The organism is Enemella dayhoffiae, assembly GCF_002250625.1.
GTDB classification, from domain to species: Bacteria; Actinomycetota; Actinomycetes; order Propionibacteriales; family Propionibacteriaceae; genus Enemella; species Enemella dayhoffiae.
Genome location: NZ_NMVQ01000008.1, coordinates 27,928 through 41,153, shown reverse-complemented (window position 1 = coordinate 41,153; position 13,226 = coordinate 27,928). Strand labels below are relative to the sequence as shown.

General features: G+C 70.0%; 14 protein-coding genes and 1 pseudogene. 11 read left to right on the top strand and 4 right to left on the bottom strand.

Going from position 1 to position 13,226, the window contains the following annotated elements:
* The first annotated feature begins 78 nt into the window (after positions 1 to 78).
* Entirely contained in the window at positions 79 to 1,029 is a 951-nt protein-coding gene (locus tag CGZ93_RS06480; protein ID WP_094363336.1) for a tyrosine recombinase XerC, read from the top strand.
* Positions 1,030 to 1,041: 12 nt separating this feature from the next.
* On the opposite strand, the gene CGZ93_RS06475 is transcribed toward CGZ93_RS06480, so the two are convergent.
* Together CGZ93_RS06475 and CGZ93_RS19345 are read right to left on the bottom strand one after the other, a co-directional pair.
* Positions 1,042 to 1,674 (bottom strand): hypothetical protein, encoded by a 633-nt coding sequence (locus CGZ93_RS06475; RefSeq protein ID WP_176451656.1) that lies wholly within the window; start codon positions 1,672 to 1,674, stop codon positions 1,042 to 1,044.
* Between the two features lie 51 nt (positions 1,675 to 1,725).
* A complete protein-coding gene (locus CGZ93_RS19345; RefSeq protein ID WP_229117249.1) occupies positions 1,726 to 2,730 on the bottom strand; it encodes a M23 family metallopeptidase in 1,005 nt (334 codons plus the stop codon).
* A gap of 316 nt (positions 2,731 to 3,046) precedes the next feature.
* Between CGZ93_RS19345 and rpsB the strand changes: the two genes are divergently transcribed.
* The 4 genes and pseudogenes from rpsB (at position 3,047) to CGZ93_RS18320 (ending at position 5,526) form a co-directional block, all read left to right on the top strand.
* Positions 3,047 to 3,958: a 30S ribosomal protein S2 gene (gene rpsB, locus CGZ93_RS06465; protein WP_094363334.1), complete on the top strand. Its 912-nt coding sequence runs from the start codon at positions 3,047 to 3,049 to the stop codon at positions 3,956 to 3,958.
* 30 nt (positions 3,959 to 3,988) lie between these two features.
* Positions 3,989 to 4,801, top strand: a complete 813-nt coding sequence (gene tsf, locus CGZ93_RS06460) for a translation elongation factor Ts (RefSeq protein ID WP_094363333.1) — start codon at positions 3,989 to 3,991, stop codon at positions 4,799 to 4,801.
* A 138-nt stretch (positions 4,802 to 4,939) separates the two neighbouring features.
* Positions 4,940 to 5,140 (top strand): annotated as a pseudogene (locus tag CGZ93_RS20040) (serine hydrolase); the annotation flags it as partial.
* 38 nt (positions 5,141 to 5,178) lie between these two features.
* Positions 5,179 to 5,526, top strand: coding sequence for a hypothetical protein (locus CGZ93_RS18320; protein ID WP_141211108.1), 348 nt, complete (start codon positions 5,179 to 5,181; stop codon positions 5,524 to 5,526).
* A 28-nt stretch (positions 5,527 to 5,554) separates the two neighbouring features.
* Here the strand turns inward: CGZ93_RS18320 and CGZ93_RS06445 are convergent, their stop codons facing one another.
* Together CGZ93_RS06445 and CGZ93_RS06440 are read right to left on the bottom strand one after the other, a co-directional pair.
* Positions 5,555 to 6,133 (bottom strand): DUF998 domain-containing protein, encoded by a 579-nt coding sequence (locus CGZ93_RS06445; protein WP_094363331.1) that lies wholly within the window; start codon positions 6,131 to 6,133, stop codon positions 5,555 to 5,557.
* Complete coding sequence (locus CGZ93_RS06440) at positions 6,133 to 6,555, bottom strand: MarR family winged helix-turn-helix transcriptional regulator (RefSeq protein ID WP_094363330.1); 423 nt, start codon at positions 6,553 to 6,555, stop codon at positions 6,133 to 6,135. Before CGZ93_RS06440 ends, CGZ93_RS06445 begins: the two co-directional genes overlap by 1 nt.
* Positions 6,556 to 6,674: 119 nt before the next feature.
* On the opposite strand from CGZ93_RS06440, the gene pyrH reads away from it, so the two are divergent.
* The 6 genes from pyrH (at position 6,675) to CGZ93_RS06410 (ending at position 13,104) form a co-directional block, all read left to right on the top strand.
* The gene (gene pyrH / locus CGZ93_RS06435) at positions 6,675 to 7,382 is read left to right on the top strand and encodes a UMP kinase (protein WP_094363329.1); all 708 of its coding nucleotides are present in this window, start codon (positions 6,675 to 6,677) and stop codon (positions 7,380 to 7,382) included.
* Between the two features lie 74 nt (positions 7,383 to 7,456).
* A complete protein-coding gene (gene frr, locus CGZ93_RS06430) occupies positions 7,457 to 8,011 on the top strand; it encodes a ribosome recycling factor (RefSeq protein ID WP_229117259.1) in 555 nt (184 codons plus the stop codon).
* On the top strand, positions 8,011 to 8,928 hold the full coding sequence (locus CGZ93_RS06425) for a phosphatidate cytidylyltransferase (protein WP_094363327.1): 918 nt from the start codon (positions 8,011 to 8,013) through the stop codon (positions 8,926 to 8,928). The genes frr and CGZ93_RS06425 overlap by 1 nt, the downstream gene beginning before the upstream one ends.
* On the top strand, positions 8,925 to 10,130 hold the full coding sequence (gene rlmN / locus CGZ93_RS06420) for a 23S rRNA (adenine(2503)-C(2))-methyltransferase RlmN (RefSeq protein WP_094363326.1): 1,206 nt from the start codon (positions 8,925 to 8,927) through the stop codon (positions 10,128 to 10,130). The genes CGZ93_RS06425 and rlmN overlap by 4 nt, the downstream gene beginning before the upstream one ends.
* Positions 10,131 to 10,170: 40 nt before the next feature.
* Positions 10,171 to 11,508, top strand: coding sequence for an NADP-specific glutamate dehydrogenase (gdhA, locus tag CGZ93_RS06415; RefSeq protein ID WP_094363325.1), 1,338 nt, complete (start codon positions 10,171 to 10,173; stop codon positions 11,506 to 11,508).
* 228 nt (positions 11,509 to 11,736) lie between these two features.
* Positions 11,737 to 13,104, top strand: a complete 1,368-nt coding sequence (locus tag CGZ93_RS06410; RefSeq protein WP_094363324.1) for a dicarboxylate/amino acid:cation symporter — start codon at positions 11,737 to 11,739, stop codon at positions 13,102 to 13,104.
* Positions 13,105 to 13,226: the final 122 nt, after the last annotated feature.

Here is a 13,226-nt window from a genome sequence, read left to right as displayed (position 1 = left end):
GTAACGGGTTTGCCGCGATCCGACCCTGCTCGGGCATGGCAACCGGCTCCCGGGGTGGTCCTGTCGCACACTGGGCCGGTGCCAGAACCGCAGGGAGCCGACCCGCAGCCCGAGGAGCTGAGCGAGGCGTACGCCCGGGTGCTGGCCGACTATGAGCGACATCTGGCCGCGGAGCGGCACCTCTCACCGCACACCGTGCGCGCCTATCGCACCGACCTGATCGGACTGTGCCAGCACCTGCAGGAGCTGGGGCACGAGGACCTGTCCGAGGTCGAGTTGCGCTCCCTGCGCAGTTGGCTGGCCGAACAGCAGGGTCGCGGGGCCGAGCGGACGACGTTGCAGCGCCGGGCCGCGGCGGCCCGGGTGTTCTTCGCGTGGTGCCATCGCACCGGGTTGCTGCCCACCGACCCGGCCGCGGCGCTGAAGTCCCCGAAGCTGCCCAGCCGGCTGCCGCCCACCCTGGCCCAGCGCGACGCCGCCGCGATGCTGCGGGGAGCCGTCGAGCGGGCGGCCGAGGAACCCGGGCCGGTCGGCGTACGCGATGCGGCGATGCTGGAGGTGTTGTACGCCTGCGGGATCCGGGTTGCCGAGCTGTGCGGGCTCGACCTGGCCGACCTGGACGCCGACCGCCGGTTGATCCGGGTGCTGGGCAAGGGGAACAAGCAGCGGACGGTGCCGATGGGTGGCCCGGCGTGGCGGGCGGTGGAGTCGTGGCTGGCCGTGCGCGGGGAGCTGGCGTCCGATCGGTCGGGCAATGCGGTGTTCCTGGGGGAGCGGGGCGGGCGGATCGACCAGCGGGTGGTGCGCCGGGTGGTGCACCGGGCGCTGCGGGTGACCCAGGGGGCACCCGATCTCGGCCCGCACGGGCTGCGGCACGCGATGGCCACCCATCTGCTGGAGGGCGGCGCCGACCTGCGCAGCGTGCAGGAGATGCTCGGCCACGCGTCCCTGGCGACCACCCAGCTCTACACCCACGTCACCAGCGACCGGCTGCGCCAGGCGTTCCGGCAGGCGCACCCGCGGGCCTGAGCGGCGCGGCCGTCAGTCGCGGACCGGTTCCTCGGCGAAGCTGTACCCGCCGCGTTCGGCCAGCGAAAGGGTCTGCCCCGACAGGTGCCGGGGAACCTGCCGGAAGGTCTGGGTGAAGCCGGCCGCGGCGATCATCAGGTCGAAGTCCGCATGGCTCTCCACGTGCCAGCCGCCGCGGACCGGGTGGATGTCGGCCAGGGTGATCGCGCGCGGGGTCCCCGTGTCGATCGCGGTGTCCAGCTCCAGAGCGGTGACGCCGTGGAAGACCAGGGTGACCGGGGCGACCCAGAAGGAGAAGTAGGGGCTCGGTGGCACCGGATCGACCCAGCGGGTGATGTAGTCCAGGTCCAGGGCCACCCGATCCACCGGCCCGAAGGTGAACCCCGGCTCCGAGTGTTCGACGCGGTAGCCCCACAGCGTGCTGTCGTGCCAGCCCAGCACCGGGAAGTCGCGCTCGGTCCAGACCCAGCGCCCGATCCCATGCTCGGCGGTGACCGCGTCCAGTTCCTGCTGCAGTGCGGCCGGTACCGGTGGGCGGGGCAGGGACGTCCAGCGATCCGGCCCCGGCGCGGTGTCCGGCGGTGCGGTGTCCGGCGGGGCGGGCTCCGCCGCGGACGGGCGTCGCCGCCTGAAGAAGTCACGCACGCCGTCCATGGTCCCGCTGCTCCGGGTCATCGGCCGCGTGCCCCGCCAAGCTCACAGCCAGCGCGCCGGGTCCACCAACTGGTCATCGACCCAGAGCATGAAGTGCAGGTGGCAACCGGTGGAGTAACCGGTTGAGCCGCTCAGCCCGATCACCTGCCCGGCGCGCACCGACTGGCCGGGGGAGACCAGGTAGCGGATGGCATGGTTGTAGGCGCTGCGGATCCGTCGCCCGCGCACCTCGCCGTGATCGATCAGCAGCCGGTTGCCGTAACCGGCGTTGTAGTAGGAGTCGCTGACCACCCCGTCAGCGGTCGCCCGCAGCGGCGCTCCGCAGCCGGTGCCGAAGTCGGTCCCGTCGTGCAGCTTCCACACCCCGAGCACCGGGTGCCGCCGCATCCCATAGGGCGAGGTGATCGGGCCGTCGGCCGGGCGGACCAGTCCGCTGGCTCCCGGGGGCGGGGCCGGCCCGCCGCCGACCTGGCTCGCTGCGGCCGCAGCAGCGGCGGCGCGGGCCCGTTCGGCGGCGCGCCGCTCGGCGGTGCTGACCGCCCCGGAGGGCAGCAGGCGTACCCGCGGGTTGCCGGGGCCGACCATCAGCATCGGATCCAGGTAGTCCTCGCCCGCGCGCAGCCCCCAGTGCAGACAGGCCGCCGCCGCACAGCCGGCGTGTCCCGCCAGCAGCACGCCGATCCGCTGCCCGGCGGTCACCCGGTCCCCGACCCGAACGCTGCCCTGGACCGGCTCATAGGTGGTCCGCACCGAGCCGTGCTCGATCACCACCACCCCACGTCCGGCCAACTGACCGGCGAAGGTGACCCGCCCCGATGCGGCCGCCAGCACCGACTCGCCGGCGCGGCCGGGCAGGTCCACCCCGCGGTGCCCGGACTGCCAGCGCTTGGCGGGTGGCTGGAACACCCGGGTCGGCGCGGGGGAGTCGGCCAGCGGGCTGCGTCCGATGGGCACGACCGGGGGCGCCGGCACCGCCGCGGCCGGGCGTACCCAACCGGAAAGCAGCACCAGCGTGGCCAGGGCCGTCCCCAGGGTCCGCCGCAGCATCCGCACGAGGTCACGATGCCGATCCGGGCGCCGATCGTTCGCCGCCGACCCGTCGGCTGTGGACAGTGCTTCGAGGCCCGTCGGAGCTGTGGACAACTCGAGTTGTTACCACGTCGCGCGCGGGCATAGACTTGGGGCCGCAACCCGGCCATCCGGGTTGACTTCGCATGCAGTCAGGCCCCCTGGGGTGCGCTCGGGCGTTGGTCCACCACAGGTGGTGCCCGATCCGCGACTGCGTCAGGCGGTGCCGAGAGCCGGCACCGAACCAACCGACACGGCGTACGCCCCAGCGGGCACGCCACAAGGAGGAACGGCCATGGCCGTCGTCACTGCGCGCCAGCTGCTCGAGAGCGGCGTCCACTTCGGGCACCAGACCCGTCGCTGGAACCCCAAGATGAAGCGTTTCATCTTCACCGAGCGCAACGGCATCTACATCATCGACCTGCAGCAGTCGCTGACCTACATCGACAAGGCGTACGCGTTCATCAAGGACACCGTCGCCAAGGGCGGTCAGGTGCTGTTCGTGGGCACCAAGAAGCAGGCCCAGGAGGCCATCTCCGAGCAGGCCACCCGGGTCGGCATGCCCTATGTGAACCAGCGGTGGCTGGGCGGCATGCTCACCAACTTCCAGACCATCTCCAAGCGGATCAGCCGGCTCAAGGAGCTGGAGGGCATGGACTTCGACAAGGTCGCCGGTTCCGGTCTGACCAAGAAGGAACTGCTCATGCTGAAGCGGGAGAAGGACAAGCTGGAGAAGGACCTCGGCGGCATCCGCGACATGGGCAAGACCCCGCAGGCGGTGTGGATCGTCGACACCAAGAAGGAGCACCTCGCGGTTGACGAGGCCCGCAAGCTGCGGATCCCGATCGTCGGCATCCTGGACACCAACTGCGACCCCGACGAGGTCGACTTCGCCATCCCGGGCAACGACGACGCGATCCGTTCCGTCGCCCTGCTCACCCGCGTCGTCGCCGACGCCGTCGCCGACGGACTGATGTCGCGCTCCGGCGGCAACGCCGGTGGCGAGTCCGGGGCCGAGCCGATGGCGGAGTGGGAGCGCGAGCTGCTCGCCGGTCAGCAGTCCGAGGGCGCCGCCGCCACCGAGGAGGGCATCGACGTCCAGGGCAAGGCCCTGGCCGAGGCCGCCGGCGAGTCGCAGACCGCCGAGGCCGACAAGTCGGCTGCTGAAGAGAAGCCCGCCGAGGCCGAGAAGTCCGAGTCCAACTGACCTACCAGCAACGACAAGCAAAGGACATTCATGGCGATTACCGCTGCTGACGTGAAGAAGCTCCGCGACGCCACCGGCGCGGGCATGATGGATGCGAAGAAGGCGCTGACCGAGGCCGACGGCGACTTCGACAAGGCCGTTGAGGTGCTGCGCGTCTCGGGCGCGGCCAAGGCCGCCAAGCGAGCCGACCGCGAGGCCTCCAATGGACTGGTCGCCGGCTCCGGCAACGCGCTGATCCAGCTCGCCGCCGAGACCGACTTCGTGGCCAAGAACGACGAGTTCGTCGCCCTGGCCGGCGAGGTCGCCAAGGCCGTCGAGACCGCCAAGGCCAACGGGGTCGAGGCCGCCAACGCGATCGAGCTGCCCTCGGGCAAGACCATCGCCGACTCGATCCACGAGCTCGCGGTGAAGATCGGCGAGAAGCTCGAGCTCAAGGAGGCCGCCTACTTCGACGGCACCACCACCACCTACCTGCACCGTCGGGCCTCCGACCTGCCGCCGCAGGTCGGCGTACTCGTCGAGGCCGAGGGCGACAACCCCGAGCTGCTGCACGGGGTCGCCCTGCAGATCGCCTCGATGCGTCCGCAGTGGGTCTCCCGCGAGGAGGTGCCCGCCGACGTCGTCGAGAACGAGCGCCGCATCGCCGAGGCCAAGTCGCGCGAGGAGGGCAAGCCCGAGCAGGCCCTGCCCAAGATCGTCGAGGGCCGGGTGAACGCCTTCTTCAAGGACGTCTGCCTGGTCGATCAGGCCTCGATCACCGACGACAAGAAGTCGGTCGGCCAGCAGCTGCAGGCCGCCGGGGTCACCGTGAAGCGGTTCGTCCGCTTCGAGGCCGGCGCGTGAGCTGAGCCCAACCGCAGCACAGCGGCGTCGTGGGTCCTCCCACGGCGCCGCTTCAGTTTGGGCCCCAATGCCGCTCACGCTTATTGGCCAATTGTCCCGCGCACCCACTTGGGGTCGCGGGAAAGTGGGGCGATAAGCGTGAGCAAAGAATGGGCAGGATCGGAACGTCGATGCCGGGCTGCCGGGGGCGTGGCGGCGTACCAGCACGAGGGTGACACCGAGGTGGTCGCGGTCGGCGTACAAGACCTGGAAACGGGTACGCCGATCGCGCCGGACACGCTGTTCGCGGTGGCGTCGCTGACCAAGCCGATCACCGCCGTGGCGGCGCTGCTGTTGGTGGCCGACGGGGTGCTCGCGCTCGACGATCCGGTCGAGCGGTGGCTGCCCGAACTGCACCGTCGACGACTGGCGGCGCTTTGGTCGGATGCTGCTGGCCGGAGGAGAACCGCTGCTCCCCGAGCCGCTGGTCGGTCAACTCCTCAGCAACCAGGTGGGCCCCGGAGCAGGTCGCCGCGGCGGGCGTGTTCCTGGCCGGTGAGCAGGGCTGGGGGTATGGCGGGTCGGTCCGCGACGACGGGTCCTACGGCTGGAACGGCGGCACCGGTACCACCGCTCGGGTCAACCCGCGGACCCGCCGGATCGGCATCCTGTTCACCCAGGTCGAGATGCTGGGCCCGCAGCGGACCCCGCTGGTCGCCGACTGCGAGGCACTCGTCAACCGCTGACGGCACCCCAGCCCGGCCCGGTGGGGAGTCAGCCGAGCAGGCTGGCGATGGCGTACACGGCGAAGAACAGGGTGATCGAGATCAGGAACACCCGCTCGAACAGGCCGAACCAGCGCCGCAGTCGGGGGACCAGGCAGACGCACAGCAGGATCAGCGAGACCAGCGCCACCCAGTGGAGCGCGACCAGCATCGGGTGCCCGGTGAACATCATCCGCGAGATGTCACCGGTCAGGCTGTAGCTGAGCCCGAACGAGGCGATCGCGAACAGGTAGTGCAGCCCGCCGCGCAGGGTCAGCTTCTCGCCCTCCAGATCGGTCGGGACCAGGGCGGTGAGCACGGTCAGCACCGCGATCCCGGCCAGCATCAACGTGGCCGGCAGCCGGAAGCTCCAGTCGGGATAGCCGAACCAGGTGCCCACGGCCAGCGCCAGCCACGCGGCGGCGGTCAGCGCCCCCAGCAGCCGGAAGGTCCCGGCGGTCCGCCCCACCCCGTAGTCGCTGACGGCCTCACGGACCGGATGGCGGTCGGACACCTTGTGCAGCCAGCCGAGTATGCCGAGTCGTCCGGCGAGCAGGGCGGTGGCGAGGGCGAAGGAAACGATGGGCATCAGGACTCCTTGGGGTCGTTGACCAGTTGCTGGTGGATGTCGTGCAGGGCGGCGGCCAGCCGGTCGGGGTCGTGCCCGCTGCGGCGTACCACCTCGTCGAAGGAGGACCCCAACGCGCCAGTGGTACGCCCCAGCAGTTCCGTCCCGGCGGGGGTCAGCCGCAGCGACTGCCGATTTCCGGACCCGGGCGCGGCGTCGGCCTCGGCCAAGCCATCGGTGACCAGGCCGCGCACGATCCCGCTGGCCGCCGCCCCGGTCACCCGCAGGCCACCGGCGAGCTGGCGTCCGGTCAGTCCGGGGTGTTCCCCGATGATCGTCAGCGCGACGTGCTGGCGCAGGTTGACCCCCAGCGGCCGCAACACCTCGGCCGCCTGGCGGTCCATCGTGAGCACCAGATCGTGCAGTTCGGTGGCCAGGTCCATGGGGTTAAGTTAAGCACTTAATATACTCGCGGGCAAATCGGGCCCGGCCCCGCTGTTTGGGGTCGCCGCCGGGGTACGGGATAGTCTCGGGCGGAGTCACCACCGACCGAGGGAGAACCATGGCGTACAAGCGCGTCCTGCTGAAGCTGTCCGGGGAAGCGTTCGGGGGTGGCAGCGTCGGGGTGGATCCCGACGTGGTGTCCTCGATCGCCAAGCAGGTGGCGGACGTGGTGCGCAGCGGGGTGCAGGTGGCGGTGGTCGTCGGCGGCGGCAACTTCTTCCGAGGCGCCGAGCTGCAGCAGCGCGGCATGGAGCGCGACCGCGCCGACTACATGGGCATGCTCGGCACCGTGATGAACTGCCTGGCCCTGCAGGACTTCTCCGAGAAGGCGGGGATCGAGACCCGGGTGCAGACCGCGATCACGATGGGCCAGGTCGCCGAGCCCTACATCCCGCGCAAGGCCGAACGGCACCTGGAGAAGGGCCGCCTGGTGATCTTCGGTGCCGGCTCCGGCATGCCCTACTTCTCCACCGACACCGTCGCCGCCCAGCGGGCCCTGGAGATCGGCGCCGAGGTGTTGCTGATGGGCAAGCAGGGGACCGATGGGGTCTATGACTCCGACCCGCGCAGCAACCCGGACGCGAAGATGTTCGACGAGCTCAGCTATGACGAATTCCTCACCCGCGACCTCAAGGTGGCCGACGCGACCGCCATCTCGATGGCCCGCGACTATGCGCTGCCGATGATCTTCTTCAACCTCGACACCGAGGGGAACATCGCGCGTGCGGTGCAGGGTGAGAAGATTGGTACCAGGGTGCACGCCTGAGGCCGCCCCCCAGACGGAACAAAGTCCCCACCCGAGGGGCTTCGACCAACCAAGAGGAAGGAGCGGTCATCGTGATCGCTGACATCATGCGTGAGGCCGAGCAGAAGATGGATGCGGCCGTCGAGCACGCGAAGGAAGAGTTCGCAGCGATCCGCACCGGCCGCGCCCACCCCGCCATGTTCAACAAGATCGTGGCCGAGGCCTACGGCCAGCCGATGCCGATCCAGCAGCTCGCCACCATCCAGGTCGTCGACGCGCGGATGGTGCTGGTGAGCCCCTTCGACAAGTCCACCCAGAACGCCATCGAGAAGGCGATCCGGGACTCCGACCTCGGCGTCAACCCGGCCAGCGACGGGCAGAACATCCGGGTGGCCCTGCCGCAGCTGACCGAGCAGCGCCGCAAGGAGTACATCAAGCTGGCCAAGGGCAAGGCCGAGGACGCCAAGGTGTCGGTCCGCAACGCCCGGCGCCACGCCAAGGACGCGATGGACAAGCTGGTCAAGGACAAGGAGGTCGGTGAGGACGAAGTGACCCGGGCCGAGAAGCAGCTCGAGACCGAGACCAAGACTCGCACCGACCAGATCGACGAGGTCCTGAAGAACAAGGAAGCCGAGCTGCTCGAGGTGTGATGGCCGCCTCCCAACCCCAGGCGCGGGAGCCGGGCAGCCCGGCTGGGCAGACCCCAGCAGCCGCCCCGGCGCGCAACCACGGTCGGGCAGGTCGCAACCTGCCGGCGGCGATCGGCGTGGGCGTGGTCCTCGGTGGCGCCCTGGTTGCCTGCCTGCTCTGGTGGCCGCTCGGCTTCGTGCTGATGATCGCCGCCTTCCTCGTGCTGGGCGCGGTCGAGGTGCACAAGGCGCTGAAGCGGCTCGAGATGCACGCCGCGATCGTGCCGATCGTGCTCGGCACCTTCAGCATCGTCACCGGTTCCTACTTCGCCGGGCGCTCGGACTTCGACATCCCGTCGAACACGCTGATGCTGGCGATGATCGGGATCACCGCCCTGTTGACCATGGTCTGGCGGATGTTCGGCGGCGAACAGGGCTATGTTCGCGATGTCGCCGCCAGCATGTTGATCATCGGCTACATCCCGCTGCAGGGCTCGTTCGTCGGGTTGATGCTGGCCGACGACATGGGCCGGGCCCGGGTGATCACTTTCATCGCGGTGGTCTGCTTCGGTGACATCGGCGGCTATGTGCTCGGGATCCTGGCCGGCAAGCACAAGATGGCGCCCCGAATCAGCCCCAAGAAGACCTGGGAGGGGTTCGGGGGCTCGCTGCTGTTCGGCATCGTTGCCGCGGTCGGGATGACCGTCTGGGTGCTCGAGGCGCCGTTCTGGGTCGGCATCATCCTGGGCGTCGTGCTGGTCGTGGTGGGCGCCTGCGGTGACCTGATCGAGTCGCTGATCAAACGCGACATCGGGATCAAGGACATGTCCTCCTTCCTGCCCGGCCACGGCGGGGTGATGGACCGCATCGACTCGCTGGTGGTCGCCGCCCCGGCCGCCTGGCTGACGATGTTCCTGATGCTCCCGGGGGCGCCATGAGTGTCGGTGAACCGCTGAAGCTGGTGTTCGACGCGCCGCGCCGCGGCAGGCCGCCGCGGCACTGGGCCGACCTGGCCGTCGAAGAGCGCCGCCCGGCGCTGAGCGAGGCCGGACTGCCCGCTTTCCGGGCCGACCAGCTCTCCCGGCACTGGTTCGAGCGGCTCGAGGAGGATCCGCGCACCTGGACCGATCTGCCCGCGGCCCAGCGCGAGGCGGTCGCCGAGGCGTACTTCCCGACGCTGCTGCATTCGGTACGCCAGCTCACCTGCGACGACGGAACCACGGTGAAGACGCTGTGGCGGCTGCACGACGGGGCGCTGGTCGAGTCGGTGCTGATGCGCTATGCCCGGGGCGTACGCAGCGCGGACGATCACGCCGACGACGCGGCCGACGCTGCGAGGGACGCATCATCGGGGCGGGGGATGCGGACCACCATCTGCGTCTCCTCCCAGGCCGGCTGCGGGATGGCGTGCCCGTTCTGCGCGACCGGTCAGGGCGGGCTGCAGCGCAACCTGTCCACGGCCGAGATCGTGTCCCAGATCGCCGACGGTGCCCGGCTGCTGCGCCACAACCGGGTCGCCGGCGGACCGGGCCGGGTGAACAACGTGGTGTTCATGGGGATGGGGGAGCCGCTGGCGAACTATCGCGCGGTGATCGGCGCGGTGCGGTCGCTGACCACCCCCGAGCCGCACGGGCTCGGCATCTCCGCCCGCGGCATCACGGTCTCCACGGTCGGCCTCGTGCCGCGGATCAACCAGCTCGCCACCGAGGGGCTCCCGGTCACCCTGGCGCTCAGCCTGCACGCGCCGGACGACGAACTGCGTGACGAACTGGTCCCGGTGAACACCCGCTGGAAGGTCGACGAGGTGCTCGACGCGGCCGCGGCGTACGCCCGAACCACGGGCCGGCGGGTTTCCATCGAGTATGCCCTGATCCGCGACATCAACGACCAGGCCCACCGCGCCGACCTGCTCGCCAAGGTGCTGCGCGCCCGCGGCCGGGGCTGGGTGCACGTGAACCTGATCCCGCTCAACCCGACCCCCGGGTCGAAGTGGACCGCCTCCCGGCGCTCCGACGAGCGCGAATTCGTCCGCCGGTTGGAGACGGGCGGCATCCCGGTGACGGTGCGAGACACTCGGGGCCAAGAGATCGACGGGGCCTGCGGCCAACTGGCCGCCAGCGACCCGACAGAACACGACTGACCGCCGCACCACCCGGACGGGGCGTACGAACAGGAGAACCATGGACAGCACGCTGCAGCAGACCTTCGACGCGGTCGTCGCCCGGAACCCCGGGGAGCGGGAGTTCCACCAGGCGGTCAAGGAGGTCTTCGAGAGCCTCGGTCCGGTGCTCAAGCGCAACCCGCACTATGCCGACGCCGCCGTGCTGGAGCGGATCTGCGAGCCGGAGCGGCAGATCATCTTCCGCGTGCCGTGGACCGACGACGGCAACCGGGTGCAGATCAACCGCGGCTTCCGGGTCGAGTTCTCCTCGGTGCTCGGCCCCTACAAGGGTGGTCTGCGTTTCCACCCCTCGGTCTATCTCGGCATCGTCAAGTTCCTCGGCTTCGAGCAGATCTTCAAGAACTCGCTGACCGGGATGCCGATCGGCGGTGGCAAGGGCGGCTCCGACTTCGACCCCAAGGGCCGCTCCGACGGCGAGATCATGCGCTTCTGCCAGTCGTTCATGACCGAGCTCTATCGCCACATCGGTGAGTACACCGACGTGCCCGCCGGCGACATCGGCGTCGGCGGCCGCGAGATCGGCTATCTGTTCGGGCAGTACAAGCGGATCACCAACCGCTACGAGGCCGGCGTGCTCACCGGGAAGGGGCTCACCTGGGGTGGGTCGCTGGTCCGCACCGAGGCGACCGGCTATGGCACGGTGATGTTCACCGAGGAGATGCTGAAGGCCAACGGCGAGGACCTCGATGGGCGCCGGGTGGTGGTCTCCGGCTCGGGCAACGTGGCGATCTACGCCGCCGAGAAGGCCGCCCAGCTGGGCGGCACCGTCGTCGCCTGCTCCGACTCCTCGGGCTATCTGGTCGATGAGGACGGCCTCGACCTCGACCTGCTCAAGCAGGTCAAGGAGGTCGAGCGGGCGCGGCTGACGGCGTACGCCGACCGGCGCGGCTCGGCGAAGTTCAGCAGCCGCGGTTCGGTCTGGGAGGTGCCCTGCGACGTGGCGCTGCCGTGTGCCACCCACAACGAGCTGGACGCCGACCACGCCCGCACCCTGCTCAAGAACGGGGTCCGCGCCGTGGCCGAGGGCGCGAACATGCCGTGTACGCCGGAGGCGGTGGAGGTGCTGCTCAATGGCGGCGTGCTGTTCGGGCCGGGCAAGGCCGCCAACGCCGGCGGGGTGGCCACCTCGGCGCTGGAGATGCAGCAGAACGCCTCCCGCGACGCCTGGGACTTCGCGCACACCGAGCAGCGGCTGCAGGAGATCATGACCGGTATCCACGACGACTGCGCCGAGACCGCCGAGGAATACGGCACTCCGGGCAACTACGTCGCCGGGGCCAACATCGCCGGCTTCACCAAGGTCGCCGACGCCGTGCTCGCCCTCGGTGTGATCTGAGCCTCGGGGTGATCTGAGCCTCGGGGTGATCTGAGCCTCGGGGTGATCTGAGCCTCGCCGGGAATGATTCCGAACCGGCCGAGGTTGGCCTCGGTGTGACCGGGTATGTCCGCGGTGGCCTGTGGTGGCGCCGCTACGTCGATCTGGCGTTGACCGCCAGTGCCGTGTGTCGAGCGCTGCCGCTGTCCTGACCCCTCATCGACCCCTCACACCTTCGGAGCATTTCCCATGTCATCTTCCACCTCGAACGAGCGCGGCACCGCGACCGAGCCCGGCTCGGTCAAATCCGGGCGCCGCGGCGTACCGTTCTGGGCGCAGACCCTGATCGGTCTGGCCCTCGGCATCGTGCTCGGCTTCGTCGCCCGCACCTGGAGCCTCGCCTGGCTCACCACCACGCTGACCACCGTCGGCACCATCTTCGTGCAGCTGCTCAAGGTGGTGGTCGTCCCGCTGGTGCTGACCGCGATCATCGTCTCCATCGCCAACCTGCGCCAGGTCGCCAACGCTGCCCGGCTGGCGGTGCAGACGCTGATCTGGTTCGCCATCACCTCCGCGATCGCGGTCACCATCGGCATCGTGCTGGGCCTGCTCACCAACCCGGGCCGCAACGCACAGCTCGACCTCGCCACCGGCAAGGCGCCGAGCAGCTCCGGCAGCTGGCTCGACTTCCTGCAGTCGATTGTCCCGGCCAACGTGCTCGGCCTGGAGAGCTCCTCGAAGGGCCTGTCGTTCAACGTGCTGCAGTTGGTCGTGATCGGCATCTTCGTCGGCGCCGCCGCGCTGGCCGTCGGCCCGAAGGCCGACCCGGTGCTGCGCTTCTCCGAGGGTGTGCTGGAGATCTTCTCCAAGCTCACCTGGTGGGTGATCCGCCTCGCCCCGATCGGCACGGCCGCACTGATCGGCAAGGCCGTCGCCAGCTATGGTTGGAACCTGGTCGCACCGTTGGGGATCTTCACCCTGGATGTCTATCTCGGCTGCGCCATCGTGCTGTTCGTGGTCTATCCGCTGCTCGCGTGGGCGCACGGGCTGAACCCGGTGAAGTTCTTCGCCGGCGCCTGGCCGGCGATCCAGTTCGCGTTCGTCTCGCGCTCCTCGGTCGGTACGCTGCCGCTCACCCAGCGGGTTACCACCCGCAACCTGGGCGTCGCCGAGGAGTACGCCTCCTTCGCCGTGCCGATCGGCTCGACCACCAAGATGGACGGCTGCGCCGCGATCTATCCGGCGCTGGCCGCGATCACCATCGCCCAGCTGTTCGGCGTACCGCTGGGTCTGCAGCACTATCTGCTGATCGCGCTGGTCTCGGTGATCGGGTCGGCCGCCACGGCCGGGCTGACCGGTGCCGTGGTGATGCTCACGCTGACCCTGACCACGCTGGGGCTGCCGCTGGAGGGGGTTGGCCTGCTGCTGGCCATCGACCCGATCCTGGACATGATGCGCACCGCCACCAACGTCGCCGGGCAGGCGCTGGTCCCGACCATCGTCGCCAAGCGCAACGGCCTGCTCGACCAGCAGGTCTATGACGCCAGCACCTTCGGCAACGCCGAGGAGCGGCTGAACAACGCCCCCGGGGGCCAGCGGGACACCGTCACGGTCTGAGGATCACCGGCAGGCGACCCCGGCCGTGCCTAAGGTGCGGGCATGGCTGGGGGGTCTGTTCATCGTTCGTGCGCGCTCGCTGCGGTGCTGCTGCTGGCGGCGTGCAGCAGCCCGGCCAGGCC

Bases quoted from the DNA above. Each gene is read 5' to 3' on its own strand.
- CGZ93_RS19345 (WP_229117249.1), bottom strand. From the start codon at position 2,730: ATGCTGCGGCGGACCCTGGGGACGGCCCTGGCCACGCTGGTGCTGCTT.
- rpsB (WP_094363334.1), top strand. From the start codon at position 3,047: ATGGCCGTCGTCACTGCGCGCCAGCTGCTCGAGAGCGGCGTCCACTTC.
- tsf (WP_094363333.1), top strand. From the start codon at position 3,989: ATGGCGATTACCGCTGCTGACGTGAAGAAGCTCCGCGACGCCACCGGC.
- CGZ93_RS06445 (WP_094363331.1), bottom strand. From the start codon at position 6,133: ATGCCCATCGTTTCCTTCGCCCTCGCCACCGCCCTGCTCGCCGGACGA.
- CGZ93_RS06440 (WP_094363330.1), bottom strand. From the start codon at position 6,555: ATGGACCTGGCCACCGAACTGCACGATCTGGTGCTCACGATGGACCGC.
- pyrH (WP_094363329.1), top strand. From the start codon at position 6,675: ATGGCGTACAAGCGCGTCCTGCTGAAGCTGTCCGGGGAAGCGTTCGGG.
- CGZ93_RS06425 (WP_094363327.1), top strand. From the start codon at position 8,011: ATGGCCGCCTCCCAACCCCAGGCGCGGGAGCCGGGCAGCCCGGCTGGG.
- rlmN (WP_094363326.1), top strand. From the start codon at position 8,925: ATGAGTGTCGGTGAACCGCTGAAGCTGGTGTTCGACGCGCCGCGCCGC.
- gdhA (WP_094363325.1), top strand. From the start codon at position 10,171: ATGGACAGCACGCTGCAGCAGACCTTCGACGCGGTCGTCGCCCGGAAC.
- CGZ93_RS06410 (WP_094363324.1), top strand. From the start codon at position 11,737: ATGTCATCTTCCACCTCGAACGAGCGCGGCACCGCGACCGAGCCCGGC.